Origin of the sequence: Enterobacter cloacae complex sp. P14RS (assembly GCF_014895895.1) — a bacterium.
GTDB lineage: Bacteria > Pseudomonadota > Gammaproteobacteria > Enterobacterales > Enterobacteriaceae > Enterobacter > Enterobacter bugandensis.
Map to the genome: position 1 here is coordinate 88,391 of NZ_JADBQM010000012.1, position 18,712 is coordinate 107,102.

Below are 18,712 nucleotides of genomic sequence, written 5' to 3' on the forward strand. Positions count from 1 at the left end.
CTTACTGAGAACATGGTAGATAAACGCGAATCCTATACAAAAGAAGATCTTCTTGCCTCTGGTCGCGGAGAACTGTTTGGCGCGAAAGGCCCACAGTTACCGGCCCCGAACATGCTGATGATGGACCGTGTCGTGAAAATGACCGAAACCGGCGGCAACTTCGATAAGGGTTACGTAGAAGCAGAACTCGATATCAACCCGGACCTGTGGTTCTTCGGTTGCCACTTTATTGGCGATCCGGTAATGCCTGGCTGCCTGGGCCTGGATGCCATGTGGCAGCTGGTTGGCTTCTATCTGGGCTGGCTGGGTGGTGAAGGTAAAGGCCGCGCGCTGGGCGTGGGCGAAGTGAAATTCACTGGTCAGGTTCTGCCTACGGCGAAGAAAGTCACCTATCGTATTCACTTCAAGCGCATCGTTAACCGTCGCCTGATTATGGGCCTGGCGGATGGCGAAGTGCTGGTAGACGGTCGTCTGATCTATACCGCGAACGACCTGAAAGTGGGTCTGTTCCAGGACACTTCCGCGTTCTGATATCGCTTTAAGCGACCCCGGAAAGGCGAAACCTCCGCAGTGCGGAGGTTTCTTTTTTTAAAGAGACGTTATCAGGCTATAAGTGCCCTGTCGCCGATGGCTTCTCGCCAGCCTCCAAGCCATTGTGACCTTTGATTTATCGTCTGATAAGGACACATTTCTTTCGAACGTCCAGCGATGCCGGCCTGATAACCACGTTGATGAGCCCGTTCCAGGCGATCTCGTTTCTGTCTCTTCATGCCTCGTTTCCCTCATTCTTTTGTCTGGTGGAAAGAAAACAGTGTCCGCGCCAGATGCGCAGGCACAGATAACGAATACCCCGAATTAGTCCCAGCGTCAATGTTCAAAATTCATACGGGTGTCATATTTGTGAGCTAGCCAGAAGATCATTTGTACAAAAATTGTGACCCGGCACAAGTAACAACCTGACGCAAAAACGAAAAAAAAACCGCAATCAGCACCAGGCCGATTGCGGTTTTTGACGATGAATTTTACTTATGGCAGTCGGGAAATTTCCCTGGCGATACTGGCTGACTCCTGCGCCCAACCCTGAGCCAGCACTTTCACCATTTCATCATAGCCATCCTTCTGCTGCTTCAGCTCCAGATGGAAAGGACGCTTAATCAGCTGTCCCTGATGATTCAACAGCCACTCGCCGCTGATGACAACGGCACCGTCATAACGGCCGTGGAAGCCCGTTACCGTGACGTTCAGCGTGTCCTGATCGCTTCCCAAAGGCTGGGAGGCAACAACCCAGCCCGGAAGCTGGCTGCCCAGATTCGCCACCAGCGTATTGCGTAACTGCTGGTCCAGCGGGCTGGCCCACAGGTTGTTGTTGGCGATAACGTACTGTACATCGCTGGTCTGATAGACCACCCCGTTGCCGGCCAGGTAATCCGGCACGGCGACCTGCTCAACCCACAGCAGACGGTTGCCCTGCGAGGCGGAACTTTGCGTAACCGCCTGCGTCACCAGAGGCAGCTGGTAGTAGCTTTTCGTTTCGCTCCCGGAGCTACAGGCCGTGAGTACCATCGCTCCTGCAATCGCTAGCCATTTTTTCATTGTTTCGCCCTCTTCGGCTCAGGATCCTTTTTATCTTTCGCTTCGAACACCAGCGCGTTGCTCTTCTCGTTGAGCGTTTTCAGAACCGGCTGCAGTTCACGCAAGACCTGATCGAGACGCTGCATATCTGCCACCATCTTGTTGTACGCCGCCGAGCCAGGCTGGAAGCCCTGCATACTGCGGTTCAGCTCGCGCAGCGTTTTCTGCATATCCTGCGGCAGCTGCTGCATACTCTGGTTTGCAGTAATCTTGTTGATGTTATCCAGCGTGGTCTGCAGGCGCTGCATTGTCGCCTGGCTTTGATGTAACGAACCTGTCGCCGCCTCAATCATTGGGTTCAGAGGCAGATTGTTAATTTTATCCAGCGTTTCCATGAGACGCTGCTGGATCTGGGCCAGACCGCTGCTTACCGTTGGGATGATCTTGTAACCACCAAATTCACGCATACCGGTAATCGGCGGCGCTTTTGGATAGAAGTCCATATCGACATACAGTGCGCCGGTCACCAGGTTCCCGGTTTTCAACGAGCCGCGCAGACCGCGATTCATCAGGTCGGTGATGTGCTCGCCGATATCCTGATTCTCACCAATCTGGTTGATCAGGCGCTCAGGCTCAATGCGGATCAGCACCGGAATACGGTAATCATCATCAAGCATCTGCTTAAGGCCTGGAACAAAGTAAGGCACTTGTCCCACCGTCCCCAGACGAATACCGCGGAACTCAACGGGCGCCCCAGGCTGCAGGCCGCGAACAGAATCCTTAAAGAACATCAGGTAGTCGATGTGATCGGTATAGAGTGCATCCTGAATGCTTTTTTGATCGTCGAACAGGCGGAAAGCGGTGTTCTCCGCAACTGGCTGCCCCAGGTCCAGACCTTCGGGGACGTCAAAACTCACGCCGCCGCCAAACAGTGTTGTCAGCGAGCCCATTTCTACACGCATGCCCGCCGAGGTCAGATCCACCGCGATGCCGCTGTCTTTCCAGAAACGGACGTTGCTGGTAACCAGACGATCGTTAGGCGCATTGATGAACAGCTGATAGCTGATGGATCTTTTCTGAGGATCGAAGGTGCTTTTCTCCACCGAACCCACGCGATAGCCGCGGAAAAGTACCGGGTCGCCCGCCGTGAGCTGGCCCGCTTTTTTACTGTCGAGGATCACGCGGATACCTTTTGCATCAGGCGGTGCTAGCGGCGGTGAATCCAGAAGCTGGTACTGCGCCGGCTGGCTGCCTTTTGCACCCGGCTGCAGTTCGATGTAGGCACCTGAGAGCAGCGTTCCTAAGCCGCTGATCCCTTCACGTCCCACCTGCGGTTTAACCACCCAGAAAACAGAATCGCCGTGCAGGAGTTTTTCCATGCCGGCATTAAGACGCGCCTTAATCTCCACATGGGTTAAATCGTCGGTCAGGGTTGCGCTTTCCACCACGCCCACATCCACGCTGCGGCTTTTGATGGTCGTTTTACCGCCCTCAATTCCTTCGGCATTGGTGGTAATCAGCGTCACTTCCGGTCCCTGATGGCTGTAGTGATAAAACAGGATCCATGCACCGATCAGCGCGGTCACGATGGGGAAAATCCACACCGGCGACCAGTTTTTGACCTTCTGCACTTTCGCCTCTCCACTCTTATTTTCCATGCTCTTACTCTTCCTCATGGCTTGATTCAGGCTCACGATCCCACGATAAACGAGGGTCGAAGGTCATGGCCGCAAACATGGTCATAATCACCACCAGTGCAAACATTAAAGCCCCCATCGCGGGATAAATACTCATCAAACCGCCCATCCGCACCAGCGCAGAGAGAACGGCAATCACAAACACGTCGATCATTGACCAACGACCGACAAATTCGACCACTTCGTAAATCAGATGCATGCGTTCGCTGTCGCGTTTTCCGTGGCCTTTTGCATCCCAACAGAGCCAGGCAATGGCGATCATTTTTAAAGTGGGCACCATGATACTGGCGATGAAAATCACGCCGGCGACAGGATAGGATCCTTCGCTCCACAGCAGTATGACCCCGGCGAGGATCGTCGAGGGCATTTTATCGCCGAGCAAATCGGTGATCATAATCGGCAGAATATTAGCGGGCAGATACAGCATGACGGACGTGACCAGCAGTGCCATCGTCCACTGCAGGCTATTTTTACGGCGAACATGGCCCTTCGTTTCGCAGCGCGGACAAACCTCAAGATCGGCGGGCAGCACGGCGGTACAGCACGGACAAGAACGGAGCCCCTGGCGGATACCCGGCACGCCGACCTTCACCGTCTGCGCGAGCGTCGGTGCCGGGGCGATATCGTCCCAGGCCCAGCGCCTGTCCACGCACTGGAAAGCACGCAGCTGCAGGACACAGTACAGACACCAGGGAATAAAGCTGCTGCCTATCCCCACGTCGCCGTACGCCATCAGCTTCACGAAACTGACCAGTATCCCTGCGAGAAATATCTCGGCCATCCCCCAGCTTTTGAGCTGAAAAAGGATGCGCGCGAGCCGGATTTTCAGCGGTGACGGCATCCTGACGCGGTTAACCAGCAGCAGGATGACGACCAGGCAAAACGCCGGGACTATCTGGACGAATAGCAGAAAAAAGGTGCCGAGGCTGGCGTAATCTTCCGAGAACATCACGCCCGGGATTTCAAGCAGATCCACCTGGCTTGTCATCCCGCCCACCTTCATATAGACGAAGGGGAAGAGATTGGAGAGCAGCAGCATGAACAGTGCTGCCAGCGCGTAAGCGGTGGGACGCTGCCGCGGCGCGTCCCACTCGGTTGTCAACGTCGCGCCACAGCGTGGACACTGGGCTTTATGTCCGTGACCAAGCTCTGGCAACGCCACGAGCATATCGCATTGCGAGCATAATATATGCCTGTCGGCATGGTGCTGGTCACACATATTTAATCCCTGTTATGCGCCGTTTTTCAGAGACTCAAGGTACTCCCAGCGCTCAAATGCTTCTTCCAGGGCTTTTTCAGCCGCGGACATTTCAGCCAGTACTTTCTGAGTATAGTCATGCGATTGGGTAAAGAATGAGGCATCAGCAACCTGCGCTTGCAGCTCCTCAAGCGCGGCCTCCAGCTCTTCAAGACGCTGAGGTAGCCCCTCCAGTTCGCGCTGCAGGTTATAGCTTAGTTTAGCCGAGGTTTTCTTGACAGTTTCTGCTTTTGTTACAGCAGGTTCAGAACTTGTTCTGGACTTCGACTGTTTCTGCGCCAGAGACTGCGACTGCTGCCCTTTTGCGTCGTGATAACCGCCCACGTACTGGCCAATTCGCCCTTCACCTTCGAAGATCCAGCACTCGGTCACGGTGTTATCCACGAACTGACGATCGTGGCTAACCAGCATCACGGTTCCCTGATACCCATCGATCAGCTCTTCGAGTAATTCCAGCGTTTCGACATCTAAATCGTTCGTCGGTTCATCGAGGATCAACAGATTACTTGGCTTCAGGAACAGACGGGCCAGCAGAAGACGGTTACGCTCCCCGCCGGACAGCGCGCGCACCGGTGTCATGGCGCGTTTCGGGTGGAACAGGAAGTCCTGCAGGTAGCCCAGAACGTGACGCGGCTTGCCGTTCACCATCACTTCCTGTTTACCTTCGGCGAGGTTGTCCATCACCGTGCGGTCCGGATCCAGCTCCGCCCGGTGCTGATCGAAGTAGGCCACTTCCAGCTTGGTGCCACAGTGTATGCGACCGCTGTCGGCCTGCAGCTGGCCCAGCATCAGCTTCAGCAGCGTGGTTTTGCCGCAGCCGTTCGGGCCGATGAGCGCAATTTTGTCCCCGCGCTGAACCTGCGCAGAGAAATCTTTCACCAGCACCTTGCCGTCAACCTGGTAGTTAACGTTTTCCATTTCGAAGACAATCTTGCCGGAGCGGGACGCCTCTTCCACCTGCATTTTGGCGCTGCCCATGACTTCGCGGCGCTCGCTGCGCTCGCGACGCATCGCCTTCAGGGCACGCACGCGGCCTTCGTTACGGGTACGGCGGGCTTTGATGCCCTGGCGGATCCAGACCTCCTCCTGCGCCAGCTTGCGGTCGAACTCTGCATTCTGCAGCTCTTCCACGCGCAGGTTTTCTTCTTTCTCCAGCAGATAGGTGTCGTAATCGCCAGGATAGGTGACCAGCTTGCCGCGGTCGAGGTCGACAATGCGCGTCGCCATATTGCGAATAAACGAACGGTCGTGCGAGATGAAGATGATGGTGCCGCTGAAGGTTTTCAGGAAACCTTCCAGCCAGTCAATTGCTTCGATATCCAGGTGGTTGGTTGGTTCGTCCAGCAGCAGTACCTTAGGGCCGCTGACCAGCGCGCGCCCCAGCGCCGCTTTACGCAGCCAGCCGCCGGAGAGCGCCGACAGCTCCATGTCGGGTTCCAGCCCGAGCTGCGCCAGCACCTCGTTAATGCGGTTTTCCAGCTGCCACAAACCGTGGTGATCGAGCATCTCCTGCACTTTCGCCAGTTCGTTGAGATTCTTGTCGCTCGGGTCGGTCATCACCAGATGCGAAATCTCGTGATAGCGCTTCAGGTACTCCGCCTGCTCGGAGATGCCTTCCGCCACGAAATCGTACACGCTGCCGGTCACATGACGCGGCGGATCCTGCTGGAGGCGGGAGACGATCAGATCCTGCTCGTATACGATGCGGCCGTCATCCAGCCCCTGCTCGCGGTTGAGGATTTTCATCAGCGTGGATTTACCCGCGCCGTTACGGCCCACCAGACAGACGCGCTCGTTATCTTCGATATGCAGCTCTGCATTATCGAGAAGCGGTGAGTCGCTGAAAGAGAGCCACGCGCCGTGCATACTAATTAATGACATTTATTTTTCCTTTCAGACCGCGGTAATCAACCAGCAGTTATGAATTTGACGGTTACGGGCGAAGTCCTGAGACAGCGTTTTTTGACTGATTTCTTGTGCTTTCAGTCCCAGGGCTGCCAGGCCGTCATGATCCATACGGAAGCCGCGTTTGTTGTTCGAGAACATAATGGTGCCGCCTTTGCGCAGCAGGCGCTTCAGGTCGGTCATCAGGCGCAGGTGATCGCGTTGAACGTCAAAGCTATCCTCCATGCGCTTGGAGTTAGAGAAGGTCGGCGGATCGATAAAGATCAGGTCGAACTGCTCGTCGGTATCGCGCAGCCAGCCCAGCACGTCGGCCTGCATCAGGCGATGCTGACGTCCGGTTAAGCCGTTCAGACGCATGTTACGCTCGGCCCACTCGAGATAGGTGCGGGACATATCCACCGTGGTAGTGCTGCGCGCACCGCCGAGACCGGCATGCACGCTGGCGCTACCGGTGTAGGAGAACAGGTTGAGGAAATCTTTGCCCTTGCTCATCTGGCCGAGCATACGGCGGGCGATGCGGTGGTCGAGGAACAGGCCGGTATCAAGATAGTCGGTCAGGTTCACCCACAGGCGAGCGTTGTATTCGCCCACTTCGATAAAGTCGCCCTTTTCGCCCATCTTCTGGTACTGGTTTTTACCCTTCTGACGCTCGCGGGTTTTCAGCACCAGCTTGTTGGGCGCAATCCCCAGCACGGCAATGGTGGCCGCAATGACGTCCAGCATGCGCTGGCGCGCTTTTTGCGCATCAATGGTTTTCGGCGGAGCATATTCCTGAATCACCACCCAGTCCGCATAGCGGTCAACCGCCACGTTGTACTCCGGCAGGTCGGCGTCGTACAGGCGATAGCACTCGATCCCTTCCTGCTTCGCCCATTTTTCAAATTTCTTCAGGTTTTTGCGCAGGCGGTTGGCGTAATCCTCTGCCACGCCGGTTGGCTTGCTGTCCGCCGTTTTCTCTGCCAGATGGTAGTTTTTCTGCACGCAGTCCAGCGGGCCGTTTTTCGCTTTAAACTGGCGATCGGCACGCAGTTGCAGGCAGCTCAGCAGCTCCGGCGAGGCGCTGAACAGAGACAGATTCCAGCCGCCGAAGTAGTCCTTCATATTGCGGCCCAGCAGGCTGTGCAGGGCAATCAGCGCAGGCTCGCTGTCCAGACGCTCGCCGTATGGCGGGTTGCTGATTACGGTCCCGTACGGGCCCTTCGGCAGCGGGTTGGTCAGGTTCGCTACGTCTTTCACCTCGAAGGTGATCAGCTCGCCGATACCGGCGCGACGGGCGTTGCTGCGCGCGCGTTCTATTACGCGCGGGTCGCTATCCGAACCGTAGAAGTGAGAGGTATACTCCGCCAGGCCCTTACGCGCGCGGGTCTGCGCGTCGTCTTTAACCTCTTTCCAGAGCGCTTCGTCGTGCTGCGCCCAGCCTTTGAAGCCCCAGTGGCCGCGGTGCAGCCCCGGCGCACGGTCGGTTGCCAGCATTGCGGCCTCAATCAGCAGCGTACCGGAGCCACACATTGGGTCGAGCAGCGGCGTGCCCGGTTGCCAGCCGGAGCGCATCACGATGGCGGCGGCCAGGGTTTCTTTGATCGGCGCCATACCGGTGCGATCGCGGTAGCCGCGCAGGTGCAGACCCGCGCCGCTCAGATCGAGGGAGATGCTCGCCGTGTCGCCGTTCAGCCAGACGTTGATACGCAGGTCCGGGTTTTCGCGATCGACGTTCGGACGTTCCTTATTTTTACGCGTGAAGCAGTCCACAATGGCGTCTTTTACGCGCAGGGCGCCGTACTGGCTGTTGCGGATCTCGTCGTTCACGCCGTTGAAATGCACCGCGAAGGTGGCGTTAGGCGTGAAGATCTCTGTCCAGTCGATCATCTGTACGCCGGTGTAGAGATCCAGGTCGCTATAGACCTTGCATTCCTTCATCGGCAGCATGATGCGCGACGCCAGACGGCTCCACATCAGGCTCTGGTAAATAAGCCGCGTGTCGCCCTCAAAATGGACACCACCCTGAACCACCTGGCACTCTTGCGCGCCCAGGGCTTCCAGTTCAGTTTTTAACAGCTCTTCCAGCCCACGGGCCGTACTGGCAAACAGAGAATTCATATCGTCACTTTTACTCTTAGAAAATTGTCGCGCATTATAGCTAATATGGCGTGTATGTCATAAAGTTGAAGGCTTATTTTCATTCGAGGGAGTGTGCAGTGGCGACGTTATCCAGGCTTTTTATTCATCCGGTGAAATCCATGCGCGGCATCGGCGTCACTCACGCGCTGGCAGACATGAGCGGGTTCGCCTTCGATCGAATTTTTATGGTCACCGAGCCTGACGGAACGTTTATCACCGCACGCCAGTTCCCTCAGATGGTTCGTTTTACCCCTTCACCGCTTCATGACGGTTTGCATCTGACCGCGCCGGACGGTTCCAGCGCGGTTATTCGCTTTGCGGATTTTGCGGCTGTCGACGCACCAACGGAAGTATGGGGCAACCATTTTACCGCGCGCATCGCCCCGGATGAAATTAACCGCTGGCTGAGCGGCTTCTTCTCTCGCGACGTGCAGCTGCGGTGGGTTGGGCCGGAACTGACGCGTCGCGTAAAGCGCCACGACGCCGTTCCCCTCTCCTTCGCGGATGGCTTCCCGTTCCTGCTCACCAACGAAGCGTCTCTGCGTGATTTACAGAATCGCTGTAAAGCCAGCGTACAGATGGAACAGTTCCGCCCGAATCTGGTCGTGACCGGAGCGGACGCCTGGGATGAAGATACCTGGAAAGTCATCCGCATCGGCAGCGTCATCTTTGATGTCGTCAAACCCTGCAGCCGCTGCATTTTCACGACGGTAAGCCCTGAGAAAGGCCAAAAGCATCCTTCCGGCGAGCCGCTGAAAACGCTGCAATCGTTCCGTACCGCGCAGGACAACGGCGATGTCGATTTCGGCCAGAACCTGATCCCGCGATCCAGCGGCGCAATCCGCGTAGGTGATGAGGTTGAAATTCTCGCTCGCGGGCCGGCGCGAGTGTACGGCTCAGGACAGGAAGAAGAAATGGTCGAGGTTGAGACGAATGTCGCCACTGCAGTGGATATTCACTGGCAGGGCAAGGTTATTCGTGGCAACAATCAGCAGGTATTACTCGAACAGCTGGAGCAAGCCGGTATTCGCGTACCGTATTCCTGCCGCGCGGGAATTTGCGGATGCTGCCGCATCAAGCTGCTGGAGGGAGAAGTGAGTGCGCTGAAAAAATCTGCAATTGGAAATGACGGCACAATCCTGTGCTGTAGCTGCGTACCGAAAACGTCGGTACAACTGGAAGCTTAAACCGCTTGTTCGAGGCTGAAGGCATCGACGCGCAGCTGTGGTTTCAACCTGTCATTCATGACTTTGATCGCATCACCTAACTGCATTACGCGCCCGGCAATCGTCACGCCGGGCTGCGCCAGCAGACAGAGTGCGGCGTTTTCGCCCGGCTCAACCACTAACAAACTCACCTCTTCGGCGGTATCGCTCAGGTTGACGCTGGCCGCATCGCCCGTTGCTGGCGTCCAGTCCATGCCGTGAGGCAGGAAATGCCAGCTTTTCGGCATTTGCGGTTTCAGGAAACGGATAGCCACCAGCGCATTTAATACCAGTTCGGCACGCTGCTCTTTAGAGAGCATCAGGTCGCGGCATTTTTCTTCAAAGGAGAAATAAAGCGCCGCATCGTCAACGCAAAAGCCCGATGGAGAAAACGCGTCCGGGGTTAACATTCGGCGGGCAAAACGAGAACGAAACAACATGCCATTGGCTAAATCGAGCATCATACGGTCATGCTCGTCGCAAAAATACCAGCGCCAGTTATCGTCAGGTTTAATTCGCATGTGTCTCTCCCGTCCCCAAACGTCCTGTACTAAAAATGTCCTGTTCGCCGCTTCGTTTATAACACTAGTAATAAAAGACGATAATGTCTAAATAAGCAACAGTGACGGAATATAAAACAACCAGGGCTGGAAATAAAGCCCTGGTTGTCTGATTAAGAAAAAAGATTAGATATGTGTAACGATTTCTTTAATCAAAGGCGGGCCTTTAAAAATAAAGCCGGAATAGATTTGCACCAGTGACGCACCGGCCGCCATCTTCTCGCGCGCAGCAATCACCGAGTCGATACCGCCGACACCAATAATCGGTAAACGACCTTTTAATTCCGCAGACAGCGCGCGAATAATTTCGGTGCTTTTTAATTGTACCGGACGGCCACTTAACCCACCCGCTTCGTCACAGTTTTTCATTCCCTGAACGAGCGAACGATCGAGCGTGGTATTCGTTGCAATCACCCCGTCAATATTATGGCGAACCAAACTGTCGGCAACCTGGATCAATTCTTCGACAGAAAGATCCGGCGCGATCTTCACCGCGACCGGAACATATTTATGGTGGATCGCCTGGAGTTCATTTTGTTTATTTTTAATGGCACTCAGAAGATCGTCCAGCGCTTCGCCATATTGTAAGGAGCGCAGCCCCGGGGTATTGGGTGAGGAAATATTCACCGCGATATACCCGGCATAGGCGTAGACTTTTTCCATACAAATCAGGTAGTCATCTTTACCCTGCTCAACCGGCGTATCTTTATTTTTGCCAATATTGATGCCTAACACCCCATCAAAATGGGCTTTCTTCACGTTCTCTACCAGATGATCAACGCCGAGGTTATTAAAGCCCATGCGGTTGATCAACCCTTCGGCTTCGACCAGGCGGAACAGGCGCGGCTTGTCATTACCCGGCTGCGGGCGCGGCGTGACGGTACCAATTTCGATGGAGCCAAAGCCCATCGCGCCCAGGGCATCAATGCACTCGCCATTTTTGTCCAGACCAGCCGCCAGACCCAGCGGATTTTTAAAGGTCAGCCCCATGCACTGCACAGGCTTTTCCGGCACGTTTTGACGCACCAGGGCCGCCAGAGGCGTTCCTGTAATGCGACGTAATTGCTGGAATGTAAATTCATGAGCGCGCTCGGGGTCGAGCTGGAAAAGGGCTTTACGAACGAAGGGGTAGTACATGAACTCTCCTGGATTCCCGGTGTGCAAACCGGGAGGGGATTATGGGCGATCCCGTCACGAAAGGGAATTGACCTGCGGCAAAAAAATCGGCGTAAAACGCAATCGTTTACCTCCCACTCTCTTTCTTATGCAGTTTTTCGCAGTTTAATTGCGGATAAATCATTTAGTGGAATAACTGCGCGGTGTCACACTCCTGAAAATTGTTATGAATGTTAGACAAAAGCAAACAATTAGTTATAAGGAGGAAGTATGCGCGTCATTACCCTGGCCGGAAGTCCACGATTCCCTTCGCGTTCCAGCGCCCTGCTGGAATATGCCCGCGACAAGCTCAATGCCCTGGACGTGGAAGTGTGCCACTGGAATCTGCATAACTTCGAACCTGAAGATTTGCTGTATGCCCGCTTCGACAGCCCCGCGCTGAAAACCCTCACTGAGCAGCTCAAGGAAGCGGACGGCCTCATCGTTGCGACCCCGATTTATAAAGCCTCTTTTTCGGGCGCGCTGAAAACGCTGCTCGATCTTCTCCCCGAGCGCGCACTGGACGGCAAAGTGGTCCTGCCGCTGGCAACGGGTGGCACGGTGGCCCATTTACTGGCGGTGGATTACGCCCTGAAGCCGGTGCTGAACGCCCTGAAGGCGCAGGAGATCCTTCACGGCGTTTTCGCGGATGATTCGCAGGTCATTGACTACCAGCATAAGCCGCACTTCACGCCGAATCTGCAAACGCGCCTTGATGCCTCGCTGGAAACTTTCTGGCACGCGCTGCATCGCCGGGATATCCAGGTTCCTTCTTTTAATCCGCCGCAGGGAGTCGCACATGTTTAAAACCTTAACCCGCCTCGGACTGGCTGGCCTGATGGCGTTTACCGCGCTGGCACATGCCGCAGAAACCGCACCGGACAGTTTACGGATTGGCTACCAAAAAGGCAGCGTCAGTATGGTGCTGGCAAAAAGCCACCAGCTGCTGGAAAAACGCTTCCCGGACACCAAATTCTCATGGGTGGAGTTCCCGGCAGGGCCGCAGATGCTTGAAGCCCTGAACGTCGGCAGTATCGATCTGGGCAGTACGGGCGACATCCCGCCTATTTTCGCTCAGGCTGCCGGGGCAGACCTGGTATACGTCGGTGTAGAACCCGCTAAGCCGAAAGCCGAAGTCATCCTGGTACCTGAAAACAGTGACATTAAAAGCGTCTCCGACCTTAAAGGGCGTAAGGTCGCTTTCCAGAAAGGTTCCAGCTCGCACAACCTGTTGCTGCGCGCCTTACAGGAAGCCGGGCTCAAGTTCACCGACATTCAGCCCGTTTACCTGACGCCCGCCGACGCGCGCGCCGCGTTCCAGCAGAAGAACGTTGATGCCTGGGCTATCTGGGATCCGTACTACTCCGCGGCATTACTGCAGGGTGGCGTACGGGTGCTGAAAGACGGTACCACGCTGAAGCAAACCGGTTCGTTCTACCTCGCCTCACGCCCTTATGCCGAAAAAAACGGCGCGTTTATTCAGGGCGTACTGGATACCTTTACGCAGGCAGATGCCCTGACCCAGAGCCAGCGTCAGGCGAGCATCGCCCTGCTGGCAAAAACCATGGGCTTACCTGAGCCGGTGATCGCGAGCTACCTCAGTCACCGTCCGCCCACCACCATTGCGCCTGTCGACGCGCACGTCGCCGCGCTTCAGCAACAGACTGCTGACCTCTTCTATCAAAACCGCCTGGTACCAAAACAGGTCGATATTCGCGAACGCATCTGGCAGCCCGCTGGCAAAGAAGGAGCTAAATCATGAGTCTGAATCTTTTCTGGTTTTTACCCACCCACGGTGATGGACACTATCTTGGTACAGAAGAGGGCTCGCGCCCGGTTGACCATGGCTATCTTCAGCAGATTGCCCAGGCGGCGGACCGAATCGGTTTTACCGGCGTGCTGATCCCGACCGGACGCTCGTGTGAAGATGCCTGGCTGGTGGCCGCGTCGATGATCCCGGTCACCCAGCGCCTTAAATTCCTGGTTGCATTGCGTCCGAGCGTCGTTTCACCCACCGTGGCGGCGCGTCAGGCAGCAACGCTGGACAGGCTCTCCAACGGCCGCGCTCTGTTTAACCTGGTGACGGGCAGCGATCCGCAGGAGCTGGCGGGTGACGGCGTGTTCCTCGACCATACCGAGCGCTATGAAGCCTCCGCCGAATTTACCCGCGTCTGGCGACGTCTGCTGGAAGGCGAAACCGTCACCTTTGAAGGTAAGCATATTCACGTTCGCGACGCGAAGCTCTACTTCCCGCCGGTGCAGCAGCCGCGCCCTCCGCTCTATTTTGGCGGATCGTCGGATGTGGCCCAGGATCTGGCCGCCGAGCAGGTCGATCTCTATCTGACCTGGGGCGAGCCGCCCGAGCTGGTGAAAGAGAAAATTGCCCAGGTCCGCGCCAAAGCCGCCGCCCATGGCCGCAAGGTGCGCTTCGGGATTCGCCTGCACGTGATTGTGCGGGAAACCAATGAAGAAGCCTGGCAGGCGGCAGACCGTCTGATCTCCCATCTGGACGATGAGACCATTGCGAAGGCGCAGGCTGCGTTTGCCAAAACCGACTCCGTCGGGCAGCACCGCATGGCCTCTCTGCACAACGGCAAGCGCGAGAATCTGGAAATCAGCCCGAACCTGTGGGCGGGCGTGGGTCTGGTACGCGGCGGCGCGGGCACGGCGCTGGTCGGCGACGGGCCAACCGTGGCTGCACGTATTAATGAATACGCTGACCTGGGCATCGACAGCTTTATTCTCTCCGGCTATCCGCACCTGGAAGAGGCCTACAGGGTGGGCGAGCTGTTATTCCCGCATCTGGATGTCGCCGTTCCGGAAATTCCGCAGCCGCAGCGGCTCCAGTTGCAGGGCGAAGCCGTGGCAAACGAGTTTATTCCGCGCAAAGCCGCACAGAGCTAAGGAGTGACCATGTCTGCCACCTCACAAAAATGGCTGCTGCGCGCCGCCCCGTGGTTTTTGCCCGTCGGCATCGTGGCGCTCTGGCAGCTCGCGTCGACCACCGGCTGGCTGTCGAGCCGCATTTTGCCCTCTCCAGAGGGCGTTATCGAAGCGTTCTGGTCGCTGAGCGTCAGCGGAGAGCTGTGGCAACATCTGGCGATCAGCTCCTGGCGCGCGGTGATTGGGTTTTCCATCGGCGGCAGCATCGGTCTGGTGCTGGGTCTGATCAGCGGCCTTTCACGCTGGGGGGAAAGGCTGCTGGATACCTCCGTCCAGATGCTGCGCAACGTGCCGCATCTGGCGCTGATCCCGCTGGTCATTTTGTGGTTTGGGATCGATGAGAGCGCCAAAATCTTCCTCGTGGCGCTGGGCACGCTGTTCCCGATATACATCAACACCTGGCACGGCATCCGCAATATCGATCGCGGTCTGGTGGAGATGGCGCGCAGCTACGGCTTATCGGGTTTTTCCCTCTTTGCTCACGTGATTCTGCCGGGCGCCCTGCCCTCCATTATGGTCGGGGTGCGCTTTGCGCTCGGCCTGATGTGGCTGACGCTGATTGTGGCGGAAACCATCTCAGCCAACTCCGGTATTGGCTACCTGGCGATGAACGCCCGCGAATTCCTGCAAACGGACGTGGTGGTGGTCGCCATCATTCTGTATGCACTGCTCGGCAAACTCGCCGACGTCAGCGCACAGTGGCTGGAGCGCAGCTGGCTGCGCTGGAACCCGGCCTATACCCTTCAGGAGGCGAAAGCATGAATACCGCACGAATAAATCAGGGCACGCCGCTGCTGCTGAACGGCGTAACCAAACGCTACGGCGAAAACACCATTCTTAATGGGCTGGATCTGCACATTCCCGCCGGCCAGTTTGTGGCTGTAGTCGGGCGCAGCGGCGGCGGAAAAAGCACACTCCTGCGTCTTTTAGCCGGGCTGGAAGCCCCCAACGGTGGACAGATTCTGGCAGGAACCACGCCGCTGGCCAATATTCAGGACGATACGCGCATGATGTTTCAGGACGCGCGCCTGCTGCCGTGGAAAACGGTGATTGATAACGTCGGGCTGGGGCTCAAAGGCAGCTGGCGGGATGAAGCCCGTCAGGCGCTGGCCGCCGTCGGGCTGGAAAACCGTGCAGGTGAATGGCCTGCGGCGCTGTCGGGCGGCCAGAAGCAGCGCGTGGCGCTGGCGCGAGCGTTGATTCACCGTCCCGGCCTGCTGCTGCTTGATGAGCCGCTCGGCGCTCTTGATGCCCTGACGCGGATAGAAATGCAGGATCTGATTGAATCCCTCTGGCAGGCGCACGGCTTTACGGTACTGCTGGTGACGCATGACGTGAGCGAAGCCGTGGCGATGGCGGACCGGGTATTGCTTATAGAAAACGGGAAAATCGGTTTGGATCTGACGGTGGACATCCCGCGCCCTCGTCGCGTGGGCTCGGCGAGACTGGCGGAGCTGGAAGCCGAAGTGCTGGATCGGGTGATGAAACGTGGGGAAGCGGAGATTCAGCGGATAAAGGCCAATGCCTGATGCCCTCACCCCGGCCCTCTCCCACAGGGAGAGGGAAAAAACCGATGCCCCGCGCCCCCACGTAGGCCCGGTTAGCGTAGCGCCACCGGGCTTTTTTACATCAGGCCAGCGCCTTAGCAATCTTCTCGTACAGATCGCCAGACAGATTTTCCAGCCCTTTCAGCTGCTCAAGCGCGGCGCGCATCTTCGCCTGACGCTGCGCATCATAGCGTTTCAGGCGGATCAGCGGCTCAATCAGACGTGATGCAACCTGCGGGTTACGGCTGTTCAGCTCGGTCAGCATTTCCACGATAAACTGGTATCCGCTGCCGTCTTCGGCGTGGAACGCGGCCGGGTTACTGCTGGCAAATGCGCCAATCAGCGAGCGAACGCGGTTCGGGTTGCTCATGGTGAACGAACGGTGCTTCAGCAGGCTGCGAACCTTACTAAGCGCATCGGCCGCCGGGCTGGTCGCCTGCAGAATAAACCACTTGTCCATCACCAGGCCATCCTGGTGCCACTTGTCGTCATACTCCTGCATCAGCGCATCGCGGCACGGCAGTTCAGCGGCAACGCTTGCCGCCAGGGCCGCGAGCGCATCAGTCATGTTATCCGCTTCGTGATACTGCTTGCTCACCAGCATGTTCGCCAGTTCGGCCTCACCAAACGCAAGATAGCGCAGGCAGGTATTGCGCAGGGTACGCTTGCCGATATCCGCGTGCTCCACGCGATACGCGTCAAGCTTGTTAGCGTTGTATAGCGCCAGGAATTCATCCGCCAGTTCGGTCGCCAGCGTGCGGGTCAGCGCTTCGCGCACCGCCACGATGGCAATCGGGTCGATAATGTCGAACAGCTCCGCAATTTCAGTCGCGGACGGCAGCGTCAGAATTTCAGCCGCCAGCGCCGGGTCAATCTTCTCGTCCAGCAGGATAGCGCGGAACGCGTCTGCCACATGCACCGGCAGCGTCAGCGGCTGGCCCTGCTGGTAGCGGTTCACGTTAAGCTTGATGTAGGTTGCCAGCAGGCTCTGCGCCGCGTCCCAGCGGGAGAAATCGTTGCGGGCGTGACGCATCAGGAACGTCAGCTGCTGGTCGCTCCACTTGTACTCCAGCTTCACCGGCGCGGAGAACTCGCACAGCAGCGCAGGCACCGGCTGGAAGTAGACGTTATCGAAGATAAAGGTCTGCTCTGCCTGGGTCACGTTCAGCACGTGGTGCACCGGGTGGCCGCCCTTCTGCAGCGGGATGACGTTGCCTTCGTTGTCGTACAGCTCAATACTGAACGGAATGTGCAGCGGATATTTTTCTTCCTGCTCGGCGGTTGGCGGCGTGCGCTGGCTGATGGTCAGAGTGTACTGCTCGGTTTCCGGGTTGTAGTCGTCCTTAACGGTGACAATCGGGGTTCCGGCCTGGCTGTACCAGCGGCGGAAGTGAGAAAGATCAACGTTGGACGCGTCTTCCATCGCCTGCACGAAGTCGTCGCAGGTAGCCGCGCTGCCGTCGTGACGTTCGAAGTAAAGCTGCATCCCTTTCTGGAAATTCTCTTCACCCAGCAGGGTGTGGATCATGCGGATAATTTCAGCGCCCTTCTCGTACACCGTCAGGGTGTAAAAGTTATTCATCTCAATGACTTTATCCGGACGGATCGGGTGCGCCATTGGGCTGGCATCTTCCGCAAACTGCAGGCCGCGCATGGTGCGCACGTTGTTGATGCGGTTGACCGCCCGCGAGCCCAGATCGGAGCTGAACTCCTGATCGCGGAAGACGGTCAGCCCCTCTTTCAGGCTCAGCTGGAACCAGTCGCGGCAGGTGACGCGGTTACCGGTCCAGTTATGGAAATACTCGTGGCCGATAACGCGTTCGATATCGAGGTAGTCTTTATCAGTGGCGGTATCGGTACGCGCCAGCACGTACTTGGAGTTAAAGATGTTAAGGCCTTTATTCTCCATCGCGCCCATGTTGAAGAAGTCGACGGCGACGATCATATAGATGTCGAGATCGTATTCGAGGCCGAAACGCTCTTCATCCCACTTCATGGAGTTAATGAGTGAAGTCATCGCCCACGGCGCGCGGTCAAGGTTGCCGCGGTCAACGAACAGCTCCAGCGCCACTTCGCGGCCAGAGCGGGTTTTGAAGGTATCGCGCAGCACGTCGAAATCACCCGCCACCAGCGCAAACAGGTAGCACGGTTTCGGGAACGGATCCTGCCACTGCACCCAGTGACGGCCATTTTCCAGCTCGCCCTCACCCACGCGGTTACCGTTGGAGAGCAGGAACGGATAGAGGGTTTTATCGGCAATGATTTTGGTGGTAAAGCGCGCCAGCACGTCCGGGCGGTCCAGGTACCAGGTAATGTGGCGGAAACCTTCGGCTTCACACTGGGTACACAGGGCCACGCCTGACTGGTAGAGCCCTTCCAGCGCCGTGTTGGCGGCAGGGCTGATTTCATTCTCGATGCGCAGCGTAAAGCGTTCCGGCAGGTTGTCGATGACCAGCTGGTTGCCTTCTTCTTTATAATCTGACCAGGCTTCATCGTTAATGTGCAGGGAGACCAGCGTCAGGTCTTCGCCATCCAGACGCAGCGGTACGGCAGTCGCGCTGTGGCGCGTCACCTGGCTTACGGCCGTCACAACGGTTTTTGTGGCATCCAGGTCAAAAGTCAGGTCGATATCGCTAATCAGGTATTCCGGCGCACGGTAGTCGTGGCGGTATTTGGCTTGTGGCTGTTGTGTCATAGAAAACCTTATGCATCGTTTGTCGAGTAACGTTTCAATATATTCCTGTTGCGTAAA

The 18,712-nt window shown here is 56.9% G+C and carries 16 protein-coding genes; 7 read left to right on the forward strand and 9 right to left on the reverse strand.

The annotated features are described in order from the left end of the window. Positions 1 to 12: 12 nt before the first annotated feature. On the forward strand, positions 13 to 531 hold the full coding sequence (gene fabA, locus IM295_RS11355) for a bifunctional 3-hydroxydecanoyl-ACP dehydratase/trans-2-decenoyl-ACP isomerase (protein ID WP_000227926.1): 519 nt from the start codon (positions 13 to 15) through the stop codon (positions 529 to 531). Positions 532 to 602: 71 nt separating this feature from the next. Here fabA and rmf read toward each other — a convergent pair whose 3' ends face one another. From rmf to rlmKL, 6 genes are all read right to left on the reverse strand, one after another. Next, positions 603 to 770 carry a ribosome modulation factor gene (gene rmf / locus IM295_RS11360; protein WP_013097261.1) on the reverse strand — a complete coding sequence of 56 codons (168 nt, stop codon included), beginning with the start codon at positions 768 to 770 and terminating at the stop codon, positions 603 to 605. 256 nt (positions 771 to 1,026) lie between these two features. Then, entirely contained in the window at positions 1,027 to 1,593 is a 567-nt protein-coding gene (pqiC, locus tag IM295_RS11365; RefSeq protein ID WP_028012599.1) for a membrane integrity-associated transporter subunit PqiC, read from the reverse strand. Beyond that, complete coding sequence (pqiB, locus tag IM295_RS11370) at positions 1,590 to 3,230, reverse strand: intermembrane transport protein PqiB (RefSeq protein WP_028012598.1); 1,641 nt, start codon at positions 3,228 to 3,230, stop codon at positions 1,590 to 1,592. Before pqiB ends, pqiC begins: the two co-directional genes overlap by 4 nt. A gap of 4 nt (positions 3,231 to 3,234) precedes the next feature. Further along, entirely contained in the window at positions 3,235 to 4,488 is a 1,254-nt protein-coding gene (pqiA, locus tag IM295_RS11375; protein WP_100170519.1) for a membrane integrity-associated transporter subunit PqiA, read from the reverse strand. A gap of 12 nt (positions 4,489 to 4,500) precedes the next feature. Further along, the gene (locus tag IM295_RS11380) at positions 4,501 to 6,408 is read right to left on the reverse strand and encodes an ABC transporter ATP-binding protein (RefSeq protein ID WP_028012596.1); all 1,908 of its coding nucleotides are present in this window, start codon (positions 6,406 to 6,408) and stop codon (positions 4,501 to 4,503) included. A 12-nt stretch (positions 6,409 to 6,420) separates the two neighbouring features. Then, positions 6,421 to 8,529: a bifunctional 23S rRNA (guanine(2069)-N(7))-methyltransferase RlmK/23S rRNA (guanine(2445)-N(2))-methyltransferase RlmL gene (rlmKL, locus tag IM295_RS11385; RefSeq protein WP_193066708.1), complete on the reverse strand. Its 2,109-nt coding sequence runs from the start codon at positions 8,527 to 8,529 to the stop codon at positions 6,421 to 6,423. Positions 8,530 to 8,627: 98 nt separating this feature from the next. Here rlmKL and IM295_RS11390 point away from each other — a divergent pair, with 98 nt between their 5' ends. Continuing rightward, on the forward strand, positions 8,628 to 9,737 hold the full coding sequence (locus tag IM295_RS11390) for a YcbX family protein (protein ID WP_045261710.1): 1,110 nt from the start codon (positions 8,628 to 8,630) through the stop codon (positions 9,735 to 9,737). Here the strand turns inward: IM295_RS11390 and zapC are convergent. Beyond that, on the reverse strand, positions 9,734 to 10,276 hold the full coding sequence (gene zapC / locus IM295_RS11395) for a cell division protein ZapC (protein WP_028012593.1): 543 nt from the start codon (positions 10,274 to 10,276) through the stop codon (positions 9,734 to 9,736). The genes IM295_RS11390 and zapC overlap by 4 nt on opposite strands. A gap of 165 nt (positions 10,277 to 10,441) precedes the next feature. Next, the gene (gene pyrD, locus IM295_RS11400) at positions 10,442 to 11,452 is read right to left on the reverse strand and encodes a quinone-dependent dihydroorotate dehydrogenase (protein WP_045261711.1); all 1,011 of its coding nucleotides are present in this window, start codon (positions 11,450 to 11,452) and stop codon (positions 10,442 to 10,444) included. Positions 11,453 to 11,701: 249 nt separating this feature from the next. Between pyrD and ssuE the strand changes: the two genes are divergently transcribed. From ssuE to ssuB, 5 genes are read left to right on the forward strand one after another with little or no spacing between them, the layout of a single operon-like run. After that, entirely contained in the window at positions 11,702 to 12,277 is a 576-nt protein-coding gene (ssuE, locus tag IM295_RS11405) for an NADPH-dependent FMN reductase (protein ID WP_028012591.1), read from the forward strand. Then, complete coding sequence (locus IM295_RS11410) at positions 12,270 to 13,232, forward strand: sulfonate ABC transporter substrate-binding protein (RefSeq protein ID WP_028012590.1); 963 nt, start codon at positions 12,270 to 12,272, stop codon at positions 13,230 to 13,232. The genes ssuE and IM295_RS11410 overlap by 8 nt, the downstream gene beginning before the upstream one ends. After that, complete coding sequence (gene ssuD / locus IM295_RS11415) at positions 13,229 to 14,374, forward strand: FMNH2-dependent alkanesulfonate monooxygenase (protein WP_028012589.1); 1,146 nt, start codon at positions 13,229 to 13,231, stop codon at positions 14,372 to 14,374. Before IM295_RS11410 ends, ssuD begins: the two co-directional genes overlap by 4 nt. 9 nt (positions 14,375 to 14,383) lie before the next feature. Continuing rightward, complete coding sequence (ssuC, locus tag IM295_RS11420; RefSeq protein WP_193066709.1) at positions 14,384 to 15,175, forward strand: aliphatic sulfonate ABC transporter permease SsuC; 792 nt, start codon at positions 14,384 to 14,386, stop codon at positions 15,173 to 15,175. Continuing rightward, positions 15,172 to 15,942, forward strand: coding sequence for an aliphatic sulfonates ABC transporter ATP-binding protein (gene ssuB, locus IM295_RS11425; protein WP_193066710.1), 771 nt, complete (start codon positions 15,172 to 15,174; stop codon positions 15,940 to 15,942). Before ssuC ends, ssuB begins: the two co-directional genes overlap by 4 nt. A 100-nt stretch (positions 15,943 to 16,042) precedes the next feature. Here the strand turns inward: ssuB and pepN are convergent, their stop codons facing one another. Further along, complete coding sequence (pepN, locus tag IM295_RS11430) at positions 16,043 to 18,655, reverse strand: aminopeptidase N (protein ID WP_193066711.1); 2,613 nt, start codon at positions 18,653 to 18,655, stop codon at positions 16,043 to 16,045. Between the last annotated feature and the right edge of the window lie 57 nt (positions 18,656 to 18,712).